This is a genomic window from Streptococcus danieliae, assembly GCF_025447695.1.
Classification (GTDB): domain Bacteria; phylum Bacillota; class Bacilli; order Lactobacillales; family Streptococcaceae; genus Streptococcus; species Streptococcus danieliae.
The window spans coordinates 12,837-29,254 of sequence record NZ_JAOBSU010000003.1 but is presented as its reverse complement, the minus strand read 5'-3'; the positions used below and the strand labels follow the sequence as shown (position 1 = coordinate 29,254).

At 45.9% G+C, this 16,418-nt stretch carries 17 protein-coding genes and 1 tRNA gene; 2 read left to right on the top strand and 16 right to left on the bottom strand.

Annotated features, from left to right (window positions below):
- Positions 1–247 precede the first annotated feature (247 nt).
- From N4310_RS00495 to N4310_RS00485, 3 genes are read right to left on the bottom strand one after another with little or no spacing between them, the layout of a single operon-like run.
- Positions 248–1,033 (bottom strand): DUF3492 domain-containing protein, encoded by a 786-nt coding sequence (locus tag N4310_RS00495; RefSeq protein ID WP_262091672.1) that lies wholly within the window; start codon positions 1,031–1,033, stop codon positions 248–250.
- 17 nt (positions 1,034–1,050) lie between these two features.
- Entirely contained in the window at positions 1,051–2,859 is a 1,809-nt protein-coding gene (locus N4310_RS00490) for a DUF2194 domain-containing protein (protein WP_262091671.1), read from the bottom strand.
- Complete coding sequence (locus tag N4310_RS00485) at positions 2,810–3,157, bottom strand: hypothetical protein (RefSeq protein WP_160332362.1); 348 nt, start codon at positions 3,155–3,157, stop codon at positions 2,810–2,812. The genes N4310_RS00490 and N4310_RS00485 overlap by 50 nt, the downstream gene beginning before the upstream one ends.
- A gap of 135 nt (positions 3,158–3,292) precedes the next feature.
- Between N4310_RS00485 and N4310_RS00480 the strand changes: the two genes are divergently transcribed.
- Both N4310_RS00480 and def read left to right on the top strand, forming a co-directional pair.
- Positions 3,293–3,460 (top strand): hypothetical protein, encoded by a 168-nt coding sequence (locus N4310_RS00480; RefSeq protein WP_160332363.1) that lies wholly within the window; start codon positions 3,293–3,295, stop codon positions 3,458–3,460.
- 59 nt (positions 3,461–3,519) lie between these two features.
- On the top strand, positions 3,520–4,134 hold the full coding sequence (def, locus tag N4310_RS00475) for a peptide deformylase (RefSeq protein WP_160332364.1): 615 nt from the start codon (positions 3,520–3,522) through the stop codon (positions 4,132–4,134).
- A 145-nt stretch (positions 4,135–4,279) separates the two neighbouring features.
- On the opposite strand, the gene N4310_RS00470 is transcribed toward def, so the two are convergent.
- From N4310_RS00470 to dnaJ, 13 genes are all read right to left on the bottom strand, one after another.
- Positions 4,280–5,161 carry a class II fructose-bisphosphate aldolase gene (locus N4310_RS00470; protein ID WP_160332365.1) on the bottom strand — a complete coding sequence of 294 codons (882 nt, stop codon included), beginning with the start codon at positions 5,159–5,161 and terminating at the stop codon, positions 4,280–4,282.
- Positions 5,162–5,290: 129 nt separating this feature from the next.
- A tRNA-Leu gene (locus tag N4310_RS00465) sits at positions 5,291–5,376 on the bottom strand.
- 61 nt (positions 5,377–5,437) lie between these two features.
- The gene (locus N4310_RS00460) at positions 5,438–6,475 is read right to left on the bottom strand and encodes a branched-chain amino acid aminotransferase (RefSeq protein ID WP_160332463.1); all 1,038 of its coding nucleotides are present in this window, start codon (positions 6,473–6,475) and stop codon (positions 5,438–5,440) included.
- Between the two features lie 17 nt (positions 6,476–6,492).
- Complete coding sequence (locus N4310_RS00455; RefSeq protein ID WP_262091670.1) at positions 6,493–7,551, bottom strand: PTS sugar transporter subunit IIC; 1,059 nt, start codon at positions 7,549–7,551, stop codon at positions 6,493–6,495.
- A 333-nt stretch (positions 7,552–7,884) separates the two neighbouring features.
- Entirely contained in the window at positions 7,885–8,451 is a 567-nt protein-coding gene (locus N4310_RS00450; RefSeq protein ID WP_262091669.1) for a flavin reductase family protein, read from the bottom strand.
- An 86-nt stretch (positions 8,452–8,537) separates the two neighbouring features.
- On the bottom strand, positions 8,538–10,145 hold the full coding sequence (locus N4310_RS00445) for a CTP synthase (RefSeq protein ID WP_262091668.1): 1,608 nt from the start codon (positions 10,143–10,145) through the stop codon (positions 8,538–8,540).
- Positions 10,146–10,374: 229 nt separating this feature from the next.
- The gene (gene rpoE / locus N4310_RS00440) at positions 10,375–10,947 is read right to left on the bottom strand and encodes a DNA-directed RNA polymerase subunit delta (RefSeq protein WP_160332459.1); all 573 of its coding nucleotides are present in this window, start codon (positions 10,945–10,947) and stop codon (positions 10,375–10,377) included.
- A gap of 112 nt (positions 10,948–11,059) precedes the next feature.
- The gene (gene tig, locus N4310_RS00435) at positions 11,060–12,343 is read right to left on the bottom strand and encodes a trigger factor (RefSeq protein ID WP_262091667.1); all 1,284 of its coding nucleotides are present in this window, start codon (positions 12,341–12,343) and stop codon (positions 11,060–11,062) included.
- A 79-nt stretch (positions 12,344–12,422) separates the two neighbouring features.
- Positions 12,423–12,989: a TIGR01440 family protein gene (locus N4310_RS00430; protein WP_160332457.1), complete on the bottom strand. Its 567-nt coding sequence runs from the start codon at positions 12,987–12,989 to the stop codon at positions 12,423–12,425.
- Positions 12,982–13,443 (bottom strand): ECF transporter S component, encoded by a 462-nt coding sequence (locus N4310_RS00425; protein WP_160332456.1) that lies wholly within the window; start codon positions 13,441–13,443, stop codon positions 12,982–12,984. Before N4310_RS00425 ends, N4310_RS00430 begins: the two co-directional genes overlap by 8 nt.
- A complete protein-coding gene (locus tag N4310_RS00420; protein ID WP_262091666.1) occupies positions 13,430–14,188 on the bottom strand; it encodes a bifunctional hydroxymethylpyrimidine kinase/phosphomethylpyrimidine kinase in 759 nt (252 codons plus the stop codon). Before N4310_RS00420 ends, N4310_RS00425 begins: the two co-directional genes overlap by 14 nt.
- Complete coding sequence (gene truA, locus N4310_RS00415) at positions 14,157–14,933, bottom strand: tRNA pseudouridine(38-40) synthase TruA (RefSeq protein ID WP_262091665.1); 777 nt, start codon at positions 14,931–14,933, stop codon at positions 14,157–14,159. Before truA ends, N4310_RS00420 begins: the two co-directional genes overlap by 32 nt.
- Positions 14,934–15,261: 328 nt before the next feature.
- Entirely contained in the window at positions 15,262–16,389 is a 1,128-nt protein-coding gene (gene dnaJ, locus N4310_RS00410) for a molecular chaperone DnaJ (protein ID WP_262091664.1), read from the bottom strand.
- Positions 16,390–16,418 lie beyond the last annotated feature (29 nt).

The following is a 16,418-nucleotide window of genomic DNA, read 5'->3' as shown; positions in this document are numbered from 1 at the left end:
GATTTCTAGATTGAATTTCTCCCTACCCATTCTCTATAAAGCAAGAGATACGGGACCACCTTTGTTAGGACTTTAAAATATCAAATAGTATACATTTTTAAAAATCGAGAGTCGCACCAAGGGCGGAGTCTGTCCTTTTTAGGGTCATAAGGCATTGAATCCATTTTTATCCTTAGAACAGATTGAACGACAAGAAAAATCATCAGAAATTGCCATTGTTTTTTGGCAATTTCTGATGATTTTTTAGCTATTTACACGGAGTTGTTTGAGGTATGAATAATTTGGGCTGACACTTATGAGCAGCGCAGCCCAATTGGACTTGCTGCTTTTGCACCCCCTTAAACAGACTGGTCACGGTTCTAGCTTGACTATAGCTGATTCTAGTCATTTCCCTAAAGAACCAACGAATGCAGTCCTTTTGGGCTGTTACTAGCTGGGGAGAACGACTCAGCACCTCTTCTTTTTCCAAAAGATAAAGGCCATGCTCAGACAGGACTAAAGGACAGGTGAGCCTTCTGGACAAATAAGTAGCCACATAACCGGCATAACCTGTCGATAAGGCGTGGATGCAGCAAGCTTCTACTGGCAGCTTCACTTGTGCCAACAAGCCCAGGAGATTTCCAAAAAGGGACCGAATTTGACGGTAAAGGGGTAAAAAAGGGGCCTTGGGATAACTGTACTTAATCCACTGAAAGAGCTGACTAAAGACCTGTGGTGTCTGTAGGGCCCAACGACTGCTAGCCACATCCCAGGCATCAGCATCCAAAATCTCCGTCAACCACCGACTAGGATCCGACCCTAGTGCCCACTGTGGAGGAAGCTCCTCTAAATCTTCCCCTTCCAAAACCAACTCCTGGAAACCAAAAACATTGGCAGGCAAGTCATAGACGAAAGTCCCACAAGTTTCCGGCCTATCCACAATCGTGACTAAATAAAATTGATAACCCTCCATCCCTCCTATAAAATCCTGAATCCAATTAGACAATCCACCCTTCCGATACGGATAGGCCCCCTCCACCACTAAAACAATCACTGAATTTGCCTGCTTCCCTAAGAATCCCATTCAACCCTCACCTTCTCTACATCTGTCTCCAACAAATAAAGCTGTTTGGCCACTTGTTTGATTCGTCCACCCGTCACGCGCAGATTTCGTCCCTTATTTTGGCGCAAAAGAAAGGAGCGAGTACCTTCTGCATGACCTAAGGTCAACTCCAAAAAATCACTTCCTTCATCCACCTGTAAGGTCAAGGCCAAAAATCCACCAACCTTAGCTGCAAACCGACTGGCTCCCACAAAATCGAGGTCGGGCACCGCTTGCTGCAAGGCTTTCATGGAGCTACGATAAGCTCCCAAAAGCTCCTCCCAGCTCTTGCCGTGACTACGGGTCTGATCCAAAATATCATCGGGATGGATGAACTGGCTGTGGACAAAATGGGTATTTAACTCCGAAAAAACCGCCAATCTGTCAAAGTCATCCCAGTCCATCCCCGAAACCAAGCGTGGTAGGTCCAGCAGACCATCTGTGCCTAGACCAAATTCCTGGGCGTAGGCTCCCTCCCCTGGAAAATAGGTCGAAGCAATCCCTTTTAAATCCGGTAAAGTTGAAGCGAGTACCCTACGCCCCTCCGGACTCAAAATATTCGATGGCGGGACATAGACACTTGGTTTTTGTCCACCATAATAAGTTGTAACCAACTGCTCCAAACTACGTAAGGACTCTCGGATGGCTCGTTCCTGGGGCCAAGAAACATAAGCCTCTGGCATCGCTTGCTCCCAAGCCTGCACTTGTAAAGGTTGATGGTTATAACCATGGTAGGCCAACTCTCCACCCTGCTTTACAAGCATTTGCCCCAACTCCAAAGTCTCCAAGTCAGGCAAAAGGAGGGGAAAAGGGGGATGAACCTGCTTGTTATAACTAGCCACCAAAGCACCCGTATAAACAAGCTGTAACTCCTTTCCGAGAGCCTGCATGGCGGGCCACCAGGTCCTGGGCACAAACTGATCAAACGGTTCTTGGCGCTGTTTTGAAATCCAAATCTTTTCGGATTCACTAATAGGGGCTGGAAAATCATCCAAATAGACCACCCCAGCATCAATCACTGGATAAAGATACACCGGATCCATCAAAGATAGGCCCAAACTATAAATTCCTCGGTAAACCTTGTCATAGATTCCCAGATTCATCACCACCAGTTGGCCCTCTCCTGCCTCCTTCTGCCAAATCAGGGGAAGCTCCGTCTTCGTATCCCAAGCAGGAACCCGGCAACTAGCATCCAACTGTACTCCCCAAGCCGAATCAAAAGGATGGGCAATTACAAAGGGACCCGAACCTCCAAGCATCACATCCTTCTCCAAACTAATCGAAGAAACCACTTGATTCTCCCTAGTCCCAGACGCAACCCCCAACCAGCTTTGAAAACTAGAATCCTCTTCACTAGCCTGGGGCATGCCAATATACAACTGACCACCTGCCTCGACCCAGGTCTTTAAGGAAGCTTGGAGCTCCGCTTGTTGCAGCAAATCCTCTCCTAAATAATAAATGGTTCGGTAACCCTGCAAGTCTTCTGGTAAAAATTCATGGGATAAATCCACCGTCCGCTTGGATTTGCGGAAGTCCTTCAGTAATTGCTCCAGTTCCAACTGGGCTTCCACACTACTAGGACGCTTGGAGTAGTACAGGACCAAGCCCTCCACCTTTCCTTGTTGCAAACTTCGCCGATCCTTGAGTGGCTCTGCCTCGACCAAATGTTTCACAGAACTAGGCAGGGCTTGGTAGGACTGGGCACGGTAGATAAAAAAGAGGCCCATACTAGCCAGAACTAGAAATAGCAGTTGCATGGTCCATCGCAGTTTCTTCATTCGGCTCCTCCATCCCTGTCAAAAATCCTGAGATTCCATAAAAATCCATCAATTCTTGGTAGGCAGAACTGTCCTTTCTCCCTGCCTCTTCCAAATGCAACAACTCGAGTTCCAATTGGTAATGCATACTAGCTAAAAAAATGGCCAGTTCTTGGCCCAAGTCAGCCGGTAAGACATCCCATTGCTCCCGTAGATAACGGACATACACCCTTGCTTCCTGCGTAGAAATCTGCTTCAGAAGGAGACTCCGCTCCTCCCTTGTCGCCTGCTCCCAAGCAAGCCATTGCTTCTGCTCCATCTGCACCTCCTTCTACTTATCCATTCGTTTTTTATTTTCAAAATGCAAACAAGTTTTTATTAGCTTTTTACAAACAAAAAAGATAGACTAGAAACAAGGGAAATACATGATGAAAAAATCGGATTAGTCTATTTTATGCGGATGCTGATTTACAGTACTCTTTCCCTTAGTCATTGGGGGCTGATTCCAGATTTTCAAGCGATTCTCTACCTGCTCGCTAGCCTCTGCCTACTTTTCGATATCTTGGAAAGTTATCAAGCCTGGCGGAACCGGGACAAACACCGCACCAAAAAAGCTGGTTGATTTTTTCAAAAAAGCAGACCAATTATGATATAGTAGAACGTAAAGAAAAGGAGAAACGCATGTCTGTAATAAAACGATTAACACGGTCATCACACCTGATTGATATGGATGACATTATCCGTGACGGCCATCCCACCCTCCGTCTGAAAGCGGAAGAAGTAACCTTCCCTCTCAGTGATGAAGAAATCATTCTGGGTGAAAAAATGCTCGGATTTCTAAGAAATTCCCAGGATCCGGTTATGGCTGAAAAAATGGGATTGCGCGGGGGCGTTGGTCTAGCTGCTCCTCAAGTCAACATCAGCAAACGTATCATTGCTGTTCTCGTCCCTAATCCAGAAAGCCCAGACGGAGAGCCTCCTAAGGAAGCCTACAGCCTGCAAGAAGTTCTCTACAACCCCAAAATTGTCTCCCACTCCGTCCAACGAGCAGCCCTCAAAGATGGGGAAGGCTGCCTATCTGTGGATGAAGACAAACCTGGCTATGTTCTTCGCAACTCGCGCATTACGGTAGAATACTTCGATAAACACGGGGAAAAACATCGGATCAAGCTCAAAGGTTACAACTCGATTGTCGTCCAACATGAAATCGACCATATTAACGGTGTCATGTTCTATGACCGGATCAACATCCAAGAACCCTTTAGAGTTGAAGATGGGCTTATCCTCTTGGACTAATCAATCTTTTCCTCCATTAGGGCAAAAAATAATAGAGCCAAACAAAAAACGGAATTTCTTTCAGATTTTTGAAAGGAATTCCGTTTTTTTTGCGAATAAAAAGAAAAGAGAGGGGCTCCCCCACTCTCTAGATTATTTCTAACAATTAAGCTTTATTAGCTGAACCGAATACTTCAATACGGTCTTCAACTGTACTTTGAACAGCCTTGATACCGTCTGCCAAGAATTTACGTGGGTCGAAGAGTTTTTTCTTATCGTATTCTGCTTCGTTTGCATCGTAGTTACGAGCAAATGCACGAGTAGCATCTGAGAAAGCGATTTGGCTCTCAGTGTTTACATTGATTTTTGCAACACCAAGTTTGATAGCTGCAACAACTTGATCATCAGGAATACCTGAACCACCGTGAAGAACGATTGGGAAACCAGGAACAGCTTCTGCCAATTTTTCTAGGTGATCCAATGCAAGACCTTCCCAGTTTTCTGGGTATGGACCGTGGATGTTACCGATACCAGCTGCCAAGAAGTCGATACCAGTTTCTACCATAGCTTTTGCATCTTCGATTGGTGCCAATTCACCTTTACCGATGATACCATCTTCTTCACCACCGATAGTTCCAACTTCTGCTTCGACAGATATACCTTTAGCATGTGCCAATTTAACAACTTCACGAGCTTTTTCAAGGTTTTCTTCGATTGGAAGGTGAGAACCATCAAACATTACTGAAGTGTAACCAACTTCGATACACTCAAGAACATCTTCATAGTGACCATGGTCAAGGTGAATCGCAACTGGAACAGTGATTCCCATTGACTCAACAAGATTTTCAATCATGTTTTTAGCCAATTTGTAACCACCCATGTATTTTGCTGCTCCCATTGATGTTTGGATCAATACTGGAGCTTGTTTTGCTTCTGCCGCACGCAAGATAGCTTGAGTCCACTCAAGATTGTTTGTGTTAAAACCACCAACTGCGTAACCATTATCGCGAGCTGCTTGAACAAATTTTTCTGCTGAAACGATTGCCATGTAAACGGCCTCCTCTTATTTTTTTGGGGTACACCCAATACATTGTATAGTTTATCACGTTTTTTGCTAAAATTCTAGTCCTATTCGAATTTTGACATGAAAAAAAGCTAACCTTTCGGTTAGCTACTTTGCGGAGAGAGGGACTTGAACCCTCACGACCTAAAGCGGTCACAGGATCCTTAGTCCTGCGCGTCTGCCAATTCCGCCATCCCCGCTTGAATACTTAATTAGTATATCAGACAGGGATAGGCTTGTCAATTGTTTTTTGAAAAAAAGTTAGGAAATTTCAACTTTTTGAATCCAGCCCTCTGGAGCTGGTCGATCTCCATACTGAATACCAACCAATTCCTCATAAAGGGCTTTTAGTTTTGGACCAGCTTGATCACCCTCTGTAAAGCGATAGACTGTTTCCCCAGCAGTAATACTACCAATCGGAGTGATAACCGCTGCAGTACCACAGGCTCCTGCTTCAACAAATCGATCCAACTGATCCACATAAACATCGCCTTCTTCTACCGTCATCCCAAAACGTTCTTGGGCTAGGTGAAGAATCGAGTATTTAGTGATCGACGGTAGGATTGAAGGCGATTGTGGTGTTACCAAATGATTATCAGCTGTAATTCCGAAGAAATTGGCTGCCCCCACTTCCTCAATCTTGCTATGTGTTTCAGGATCCAGATAGATAGCATCTGCATAACCCGCTTTTTTGGCTAACATCCCTGGCTGCAAGCTCGCTGCATAGTTGCCAGCTACTTTTTGAGAACCTGTTCCACGTGGCGCCGCCCGGTCATAGTCACTAATGACAAAGTTCCCTGGCTGTAACCCACCCTTGAAATAAGGACCAACAGGCATTACAAAGACGGAAAAAATGTACTCATTTGCAGGGACAACACCAATGCCATCACCAATTCCAAACATAACTGGGCGAATATAAAGAGAAGCTCCTGTTCCATACGGCGGAACCCAGTCCGCATTAGCTGCAACAACCTGATGAACGGCCTCAACAAACCACTCCTCTGGAAAGACCGGCATTAATAACTTTTCTGCCGAGCGATTCATCCGCTTGGCATTTTCATCCGGACGGAAGAGTTGAATCGTACCATCCTTAGTCCGATAAGCCTTTAGACCTTCAAAACAGGTTTGGCCATAATGCAAAACATTAGAGGACTCGCTAATGGTAACCATTTTATCCGTTTCAATGCTACCAGGTGACCAGGCTCCGTCCTTGTAATAAGCACGGTAGCGTTTCCCAGTATCCACATAAGCAAAGCCAAGGTTATCCCAATCCATTGTTTCTGGTGTTACTTTTGTCATCACTATTTCCCCCTGATTTAACGTTTTACTTCAAAATAATAGATATCTGGTGTATAAGCTTTTAAGGTTTTAGTCAAAATCCAATCAATGACAAAGGCACTCGCAAATGGAAAGACCAACCAAACAAATAGCATCATCGGAAGCCCCAAACCTGGAAGAGAGGCCATTGGACCAACCAATCCAACTAGACCGAAACCACCCGAAGCTGCCGTTCCGCTTACATTAAAGAGAGCTACTGGAATCGCACAGACAGCTGCATTAGCTAAAAAGGCTAATCCCATTACCGGCCGCCGGAAAAAGTTCGGCATCATCATCTTCATCGATCCCAAGGCAATCGCCAGCGTTACTCCCGGACGATTGACTTTAAAGGACGCAACCACTAGAACTGCTGTTGTTGCTGCAACTCCCATCGCTGAAGCCCCCGCAGCTACTCCCTCTAAACCAATTGTAATCGACAAGGCAACGGTTGATAAGGGGGACACGATAAAGAGCGCAAAACACATCCCAATCAAGATACTCATCGAAAGCGGAGCCAATGCTGTAAAGCTGTTGATTACTTGACCTATTGCTTGGGTTCCCGCACTAACATAAGGCAGAGTTAGCAAACCAATACACCCAGCTCCCAATCCTGCCAAAATCGGCAATAGAATCAAACTCATGGAACCCAATCGCTCACCAATGAGCTGAATCATCCAAACCGCTACGGCAGCTGTAATCATCGTGTTTAACATCACCCCAACACTAATCAATTGAGTTGTAGGCACACCATCAACCGGAACGACCTTCCAGGCTCCTGAACCTAAAAAGCCTGCTCCGCCAACGGTTACCGCTTGCATCGGATTTAATTCAAATTGCAAAGCAATCAAAACACCCGCCATCAAAGGAAGCCCATATTGAAAAATTCTTGCTGCATCCGCAATTGGTTGCAAACCAGTCCAGCCATTAGCTATCAGGTATTTAAAAATTTCACTGAGAACAGCGTTGGGAATGAGGGCTACAATAACAGCTAAAGCAGTTCCTGTTAAAACGGCATTTACAAATGTCCAGCCAGTGAGAGAGCGTTTTGATTCTGTCATAAAAACCTCCTACATTTCAGAGAATTCTGAATATTTTAGTTTATTGTAACTATTTTTCAGAAAATTTGCAATAGTTTTGAACTCTTTTTTTAATTTCAAAAAAAGAGGCTAGGACAAAAGTCTAGCCTCATTGACTTTGGTTAACAAAATACCTTTGACGCAGTAGCTGATTAGTCCTTTCATTCGCCTTGAAGGATCCGAACTGGCCCCACTCCCGCACCCCAGCCAAGCAACGGAAGAATGAGGTTATACAGCCTGATCCAACAATTAAAAGTAAGGAGTACATTCTCTAAGATTTAGTACAAAAAATTTGACAAGATTCCATTTGGAACCTCAATCAGCAGTAAAAGGATCGGCTAGCTGAAAACCATTACCTGTTTGGTAAAATTGTCCTCCAGCCACATAGTGAACTGGGCGATCTTGAGGATCCACCTGATCCAAGTGCCAACGTCCATCGCGGAACACTGAATCATCAGCCCAGGCAGCCACAATCCGACCTAGGAAGAGGTCGTAAACCTCTTGATTACGTTGTTCCGGGATAATCTCACAAACCACCCAAGCCAAGCAGTCCTCCAGCAAGGGATAACCTTGATTACTTGGGTCAAAAAAGGACAGTTTTGCTAACTTATCCTCATGGACATGGCGGCTTTTAGCCAGTTCCACAATCAAGTCTGATTGGGAGGCACGAGGGACTTGGAGAACAAAATAGCTACTGTTCTCCATTACCTTCCGTGTATAATTGGCTGAATCCATGATCACGCTGAGAATATCTGTGGCTACGGTGCCTACCCAACCAGCAGGCATAATATTTTTATCGTCCTCGGTTGCACTGGATACAAAGGTCACAGAGGATAAGGCTAAAATACGATGGGCTTTTTCTAAGGGAATTTCCCGAATCATTTCTTCTCCAATCTAAAAGAGGCTGGGACAGGGTCCTTAGCCTCCGATTCTAATGACTAGCTTCTTCAAAAGAAGAATACCAGAATTTATTTTGCGTTTTTAACAGCAGCTGTTACGAAATCACGGTAAAGTCCATCTGGACGGTTTGGACGGCTTGAAAGTTCTGGGTGGTATTGACAAGCCACAAAGAATTTCTTGTCTGGCAATTCAACGATTTCAGCCAGACGGTTGTCTGGTGACACACCTGAGAAGACAAAGCCAGCATCTTCAAATTCTTGACGGTAGGCATTGTTAAACTCATAGCGGTGACGGTGACGGCGTTGCACTACTTCTTGGTTATCGTAGGCAGCAGCAGCTCGGCTACCAGGCTTCAACTTAGCTGGGTAGAGTCCCAGACGGAGGGTTCCTCCCATATCTTCAACATCAACCTGATCACGCATCAAATCGATAACTGGGTTTTTGGTTTCTGGATTCAATTCTGAAGAGTTGGCATCAGCCTTATTCAAAACGTGACGTGCGTATTCCACACAGGTCAACTGCATGCCCAAGCAGACACCAAGCATTGGCACGTCATGCTCCCGAGCATAGCGAATGACTTGAATTTTCCCTTCGGTACCACGCTGACCAAATCCACCAGGAACAATAATACCGTCTGCTCCGGATAGTAGCTTTTGAACATTGTCTGCGGTCACATCGTTGGCGTTGATCCAGTCGATTTTGATTTCGGCATCATTGGTATAACCGGCATGTTTAAGAGCCTCAACTACAGAGATATAAGCATCTTGAAGTTCAACATATTTCCCAACAAGGGCAATTTTTACTTGTTTCTTCAAGTTCATGACCTTATCCACCATTGTTGACCATTCTGTCATGTCGGCGGCAGGTGCATCAATCTTCAAGTGGTCACAGACGATTTGATCCATCTTTTGCGCTTGGAGATTGAGAGGGATCTGATAGAGGTGCTCTACGTCCAAGGATTCAATAACTGCTTCTGGTTGAACATCACAGAACTGAGCGAGTTTGTTCTTAATTCCTTGACTAACTGGCTCTTCGGTCCGGATCACCAACATATTGGGTTGAATTCCCAAGCCCCGCAATTCTTTTACCGAATGCTGGGTTGGCTTGGTTTTCATTTCCCCTGCAGCTTTCAAATAAGGAAGAAGGGTGGTGTGAATATACATCACATTCTCTGAGCCAACGTCAGCCTTCATTTGACGAAGAGCCTCAAGGAAAGGCAAGCTTTCGATATCTCCGACTGTACCACCGACTTCTGTGATAATGACATCAGAATCCGTTGTTAGGGCAGCACCCTTGATTTTCTCTTTCAAGGCATCCGTAATGTGAGGAATGACCTGAACAGTTGCACCTAGGTATTCTCCACGACGTTCTTTCCGAAGAACTTCACTATAGATTTTACCGGTTGTAACATTAGAATATTTATTCAAGTTGATATCGATGAAACGCTCATAGTGTCCCAAGTCCAAGTCAGTCTCTGCTCCATCATCAGTAACAAAAACTTCTCCATGTTGATAAGGACTCATAGTTCCTGGATCGATATTGATATAAGGGTCAAATTTTTGGATGGTTACTTTAAGACCACGGTTCTTCAAAAGACGACCCAAGCTAGCAGCTACAATCCCTTTTCCGATTGAACTCACTACACCACCGGTTACAAAAATGTACTTTGTTGTCATGATTACTCCTTCAATTAAAATAGGGAGGGAGACGGATCAAGCTTGGTCAGTCTGCCACTCCCCTCGCAGGGTTCTTGCTTGACCTGCCAAGATTGAGAGGGCTCAGAGGCTACTCCTCGACTCATTTACAGGCGTTTGCAATCTACCTCTGCATTAAAATGACTATGCCAACAGAAATAAGAGCGGTTGGACTTTTATCTTCAAAAAGATAGCAAAGAGAAACAGAGGATTAGTCCTCGACGTCATCATCCTCATCATCTGCCTCGTCAACTTCGACATCATCTCCCAGTTCTTCAGGAGCAATTTCGTTGATTTCAGCATCGTAGGCTTCTGCTTCGTTTTTCTCATCATCTGGATTCTCATCGTAGTTCATCGAATCCTCGTCATCAGCGTAGTTGTCCTCATCTTCTGGATCATCATCGCTGTAATCAATTGTATCACTATCACTAGCGATAAAGGCATTCACACGTTTCTTCTTCCGTTTCTTAGGTGCCTCTTCGTCTTCATTTTCTTCCAAGGCAATGATTTCTTCGTCAACCTCATCCACAGCATACCATGAACGAAGACCCCACTTGTTTTCACCGAGGGAGATGAAACTTCCATCGACGTTAAGTTCTGTGTAAAAAAGAGGAAGAGCTTCGCGAATCTCGCTATTGCTTTTCTCCAAATACTCTTGAATTTCATTGACTAGGTCACTAAAGTACATTTCGTGATCTCGCCCACGACCTTCTAGGATGGCACGCGCCACTTCGATCATGGAAAGTTCACTTTTTTCCTGTCCAGCAAATACTTCTAATTCCAAAGTCGTTCTCCTTTTTTGTCATTCTCTTTATTGTACGCTATTTTTGAGGATTCGTCAAAAAAGAAAAGAGGGACTTCCGTCCCACCCTCTCTTTACCTTAGAAGGCTAAGGTTTATTTCACTGCTGCAGTTGAAGTAATCAATTCAACAGCTTTTTTAACAGTGATATCGTGTTTCAACAGATCTGTTGAAAGGAGGCTGCGTACTTGCTCAACTTCCATGTTATAAGCTGCTGCCAAGTCTTCAATTTCTTTGTTGATTTCTTCATCGCTTGCTTCGAAACCTTCTGCTTTAGCAATAGCTTCGATGACAAGGTTAGTCTTAGTACGGCTTTCTGCTTCAGCTTCATATTGCTTATGCAAGTCGTCTTGAGTTGTACCTGTGATTTGGAAGTACATTTCTGGAGAGATTCCCTGACGTTGCATGTTACCTAGGAATTCGTTGATAGAACGATGTACTTCTTCGTGAACCATTTCAGCTGGAAGGTCAACGATTTCAGCATTTTCAACAGCTTTTTCAATAGCTGCTGCTTCAACAGCTTCTTGGTAAGCTTCAGCTTTCATTTCAGCCATTTCTTTGCTGTATTTTTCTTTCAAGTCAGCAAGTGTCTCAACTTCTTCGTCGATGTCTTTTGCAAGCTCGTCATCAAGGGCAGGAACTTCCTCACTCTTAACTTCATGCACTACTGTTTCAAATTTAGCAGCTTTACCAGCCAAGTCAGTCGCTTGGTAATCTTCTGGGAAGGTTACCTCAACAGTCACTTTATCACCTGATTTCGCACCAACCAATTGGTCTTCAAAGCCAGGGATGAAGGATCCGCTACCAAGTTTAAGAGCGTAGTTCTCACCTTTACCGCCGTCGAACTCAACACCATCTACAGAACCAACAAAGTCGATTACAACTGTATCACCTTCAACAGAAGCTTCTTCTTTGATAACCAATTCTGCCAAGTTGTTGCGTTCGCGCTCGATGCGTGCATCCACTTCTTCTTCAGAAACTTCTTTATCTGCATCTACAGATACTTCTAGGTTTTTATAATCACCCAATTTTACTTCAGGTTTTGTAACAACAGCTGCAGAAATTGTCCAATCTTGGCCTTTTTCCATTGAAACAATATCAAATTCAGGTTGTGCAACAACCTCAACTCCTGCTTCCTTAACTGCTGCTTCATAAGCTGCTGGTAGGAGGGCATTCAAGGTATCTTGGTAAAGAGCTTCTTCGCCAAAACGTTGGTTGAAAACGGCACGTGGAAGATGACCTTTACGGAAACCTGGGACATTCAAAGAACCTTTAACACGGTTGAACGTACGGTCCAATTCAGGTTTAATCACATCTTGAGCAATTGTGAAAGTTAGCAATCCATGGTTTGTTTCTTTATTTTCAAATTTCACAGACATGTAGTCTACTCCTTAAAATCTTTAATCTGTATTATTCTATCACAAGTTATCAGTAACTTCAATAATTTTGGAGCGCTTGCTAAAATTTCCGAAGCGGATCCAGGCTATACTCTGCCCGAGCTCCTCCGATCAGCTTGGGACGGCTGGCTAAGGCGGTTACATGAGCGGCTCCCAAGTCGCGAGCCGCGAGCCGAATCGGAACTTGGACATGCTTGACATGCATTCCAATAGCAGTATCACCAATATCCATCCCCAAATCTGCCTGGATATGCTCCACCAGAACAGGGTCGTCCAACAACTGCATCGCCGCTACTTGGCCACTACCTCCGGCATGAGGGGTCGGAATCACATGGACAATTTCCCAGCCTCGGGCCAGGGCCAGGCTCCGCTCGACCACCAAGGCTCGATTGACGTGTTCACAACCTTGCACAGCCAAATAAACGCCTTGGTCCTTTAGAAAAGCATGGAGGGCTGAAACCAGGGCTTGACCAACTTCCAAATTGGAATCTCGGCCAATGAAACCACCAACAACCTCGCTGGTCGATAGACCTAAGACAAAAACCGAACCGTCAGCCGTCTGCACCCGATCCAGCAGTTCACGCGCCAAATCAACAACTTCTACTTTGAGCCTTTCTAAATCAGCCATCCTTCCTCCTTAACAACTTAACCAAGACCTGGGCTAAAAGAAAGCCCAAGAAACTCTGTAAAAAGTTCGGAATCGCTTCGGGCAAGGCTGCTGCCGGCCCATACATCAAGCTTGAAGCACCTGCATAAACAACCACCATAAAGAGACTGGACAGCAAGCCTGAAAGCCAACGTGATGGGATAATCCCTTGGGCCAAACGTCCTTGGCCTCCGTGGGCGACAAGGCTAAATAAACTCCATTGCGGATAGCCCAGCAAGAGGTCCAAGAGAAAACCTCCCAAGCCTCCAACAAGAGCTCCTTGGCGACCGCCAAAATAGAAGGCAGCAGCATAAACACCGACATCCAACAAGGACAAAAAACCTGTCGCAGTCGGAACCTTGATATAGCCTAGAACGACTGTCAGAGCTACAAAAATAGCCGTCTGGCTCCAATATTTCAGATTATTTGACTGCATATGGACTAACCCCCCATTCATCGGCAGCCTCAATGGCTGCTGTTACAAATTGCTTGGCTGCTTGACTCGCTTGGTTCAAGTCCAGCCCCTGCCCCAGATAGGTAGCTAAGCTAGAAGCTAGAACACAACCACTCCCATTAACACTGCCTTGGGCTTGCGGAGCTTCGAGATAAGAACCCTGCCCAGCGCTCCAGACATAGTCCAGAGCCACCGACCCCGGAATCCGCGAACCCGCTTTGAGATAAACCGCTGTCCCAAATTTTTGGGATAATTCCCGCGCCCCGACTTCCAGGTCAGCCTGATCAAGCAGTTCTCGCCCTAGTAGCAACTCCGCTTCTGGCAGATTGGGCGTCATGACCTGGCTAAGACCCGCGATTTTTTCAAAAGCACTAGTCCACTGGCCCAGCGCTTGATCCTGCTTTTCTTTTAAAACCAAAACAGGATCTAAGACAAGGGGCGTCTGAGCCCTTGGCCGCAACCACTGATAGACAAGCTCGAGGTGCTCCAAACTTGGCAAGAGGCCAATCTTGATGGCCGCAAAATCAACGGCAGTAAGGCTGACCAATTGCTGCTCCAGCTGGAGCGGGGTCAAGGCTTGCACTTGAAATTCCTCAGCAACCAGGGCGGTCACGCAAGTCACCGCCGCAAAACCCTTAGCTCCTAATTGGGTGATGGTCGCCAAATCGGCCTGCAGGCCACCGCCTGCAAAAATATCACTGCCGGCTATGGTTAAGATCTTGGTCATAGATAATCTCCTTTAGGTAGAGGCCCTGGGGGGCTGCAGTCGGACCCGCCAGCTGGCGATCCTTTTGTTCCAGAATCAGGGGAATCTGCTCCACCGGCATCCGGTCGTTACCAATCTTCAACAGGGTGCCAACCATATTGCGAATTTGCTTATAAAGAAAGCCATTCCCCGAGAAACTGAAGCGCAACAGATGGTGCGCCTCATCCACATCCAACTGCACATCCGTGATGGTCCGAACCTTGTTTTCAACCGCCGTCCCCGATGCTGTAAAACCTGTAAAATCATGGGTCCCTTTCAGAAACTGCAAGGCTTCCTGCATTTTTTCAATATCTAAAGGATAAGGAAAAGGCGTCGCTTGATTGCGCAGCAGGGGATTTTTCGGCCGACCATAGTCTACCAAGAATTCATAGGTTTTGTGATGCGGCCAGTAACGAGCATGAAAATCACCTGACACCAACTCCACCGACCGCACGGCAATGTCCTCCGCACTCTGCGTATCCAGGGCAAAACGTAGTTTTTCCACATCCCGTCGCCCCGGTAAATCAAAATGCACAACCTGACCCAAGGCATGGACCCCACTATCCGTCCGTCCTGCCCCGTGTACCAGTACAGCCTGACCACTGGCCAAACGTGTCAAGGTTTTTTCTAACTCTTCCTGGACTGTCCGAGCCTCCGGCTGCCGTTGAAAACCAGCAAAATTCTTTCCATCATAAGCAATCACAGCCTTGTATCTGAATTTTTCCATGTCCCTATTTTAACAGGAAACAAGTCGCAGAACAAGACAGAGAGCACGAGGCAGAACAAAGGTCAATCCGTTCACCCTACTTCAGCACCGTTGGCTTCTTACCTAGAAGAGTATCGAATAAGGCCCCCGATTAGACCTGTCAACTCATTTAGATATAACAAAAGGACCTGGCCAGTGTAACACAAGACCAAATCCTTTCCAAAAAATTGTTCACAGAGACAGGGGGAAACCTCCCACTCTGTCCCACTCCCTCTTTTTTCGCCATGAAAAGGTCCGTTGCGACCTTTTTCACGGCTCCTTACAGATTAGTTTAGCTCTCCGAACTAAACTAATCTGCATCAAACATTTTTTCGAAGAAGTTTTTTTTCTTTGGTTTGACGTTGAGGTTGCCGGCTTGGGCGAATTCCATGAGGGCCTTGCGTTGGGTGTCGTTGAGGTCGGTTGGGGTGTCAACGACGATGGTGACGTATTGGTCTCCTTGACCGCCGCCGCGAAGGCTTGGCGCTCCTTTACCACGGAGACGGAAGCGTTTGCCAGCTTGGGTTCCTTCTGGAATGCTCAATTCCACATCTCCATGGACGGTCGGAACATCGACGGTGTCTCCGAGGGCAGCTTGGGCAAAGTTTAGGTGGAGGCTATAGTGGATGGTTGTGCCATCTCGTTCGAATTTATCCGAAGCAGCGACTTGGATAACCACAAAGAGGTCACCGTAAGGGCCGCCATTGTAGCCTGCTTCTCCTTGGCTAGCTAGGCGGATTTGTTGGTCTGATTCCACACCTGCTGGGACACGTACTTCAACTGTGTGAGCTTGGTTTTCGCGTCCAGTTCCATGACAGGTTTGGCAAGGTTCTTTGATTTCTTGACCACTTCCGTGACAGACGTCACAGGTTACCTGGCGGCGCATCATGCCTAGTGGTGTTTGAGTATCCACGTTTATGACTCCTGCTCCGCCACAGCGACCGCAGGTCACAGGGCTAGTTCCTGGTTTGGCACCAGAGCCATCACAGGTATGGCAGGAAGCTTCCCGGCTGTATTTGATTTCCTTGGTGGTTCCAAAAATAGCTTCCTCAAATTTCAAATTCACCCGGTATTGAAGATCGTCTCCCTTGCGCGGTGCGTTTGGATTACGATTGCTCCCCATGCCACCACCAAAGAAGCTTGAAAAGATGTCCTCAAAGCCACCAAAGCCTGCTCCATCAAAACCAGAAAATCCTTGGCCACCACCGAAGCCACCATTGGCTCCAGCTGCTCCGAACTGATCGTAAGAAGCCCGTTTTTGCTCATCACTAAGAGTCTCATAAGCCTCTTGAACATCCTTGTATTTCTGTTCTGCTCCAGTTTCCTTATTGATATCGGGATGGTACTTTTTGGACAACTTCCGATAAGCCTTTTTAATCTCATCTTGCGAAGCGTTTTTCGACACTCCCAGACGATCATAGTATTCTGTGTTATTCATATGTACATCTCTAGGGTTAAGGGGAAAGG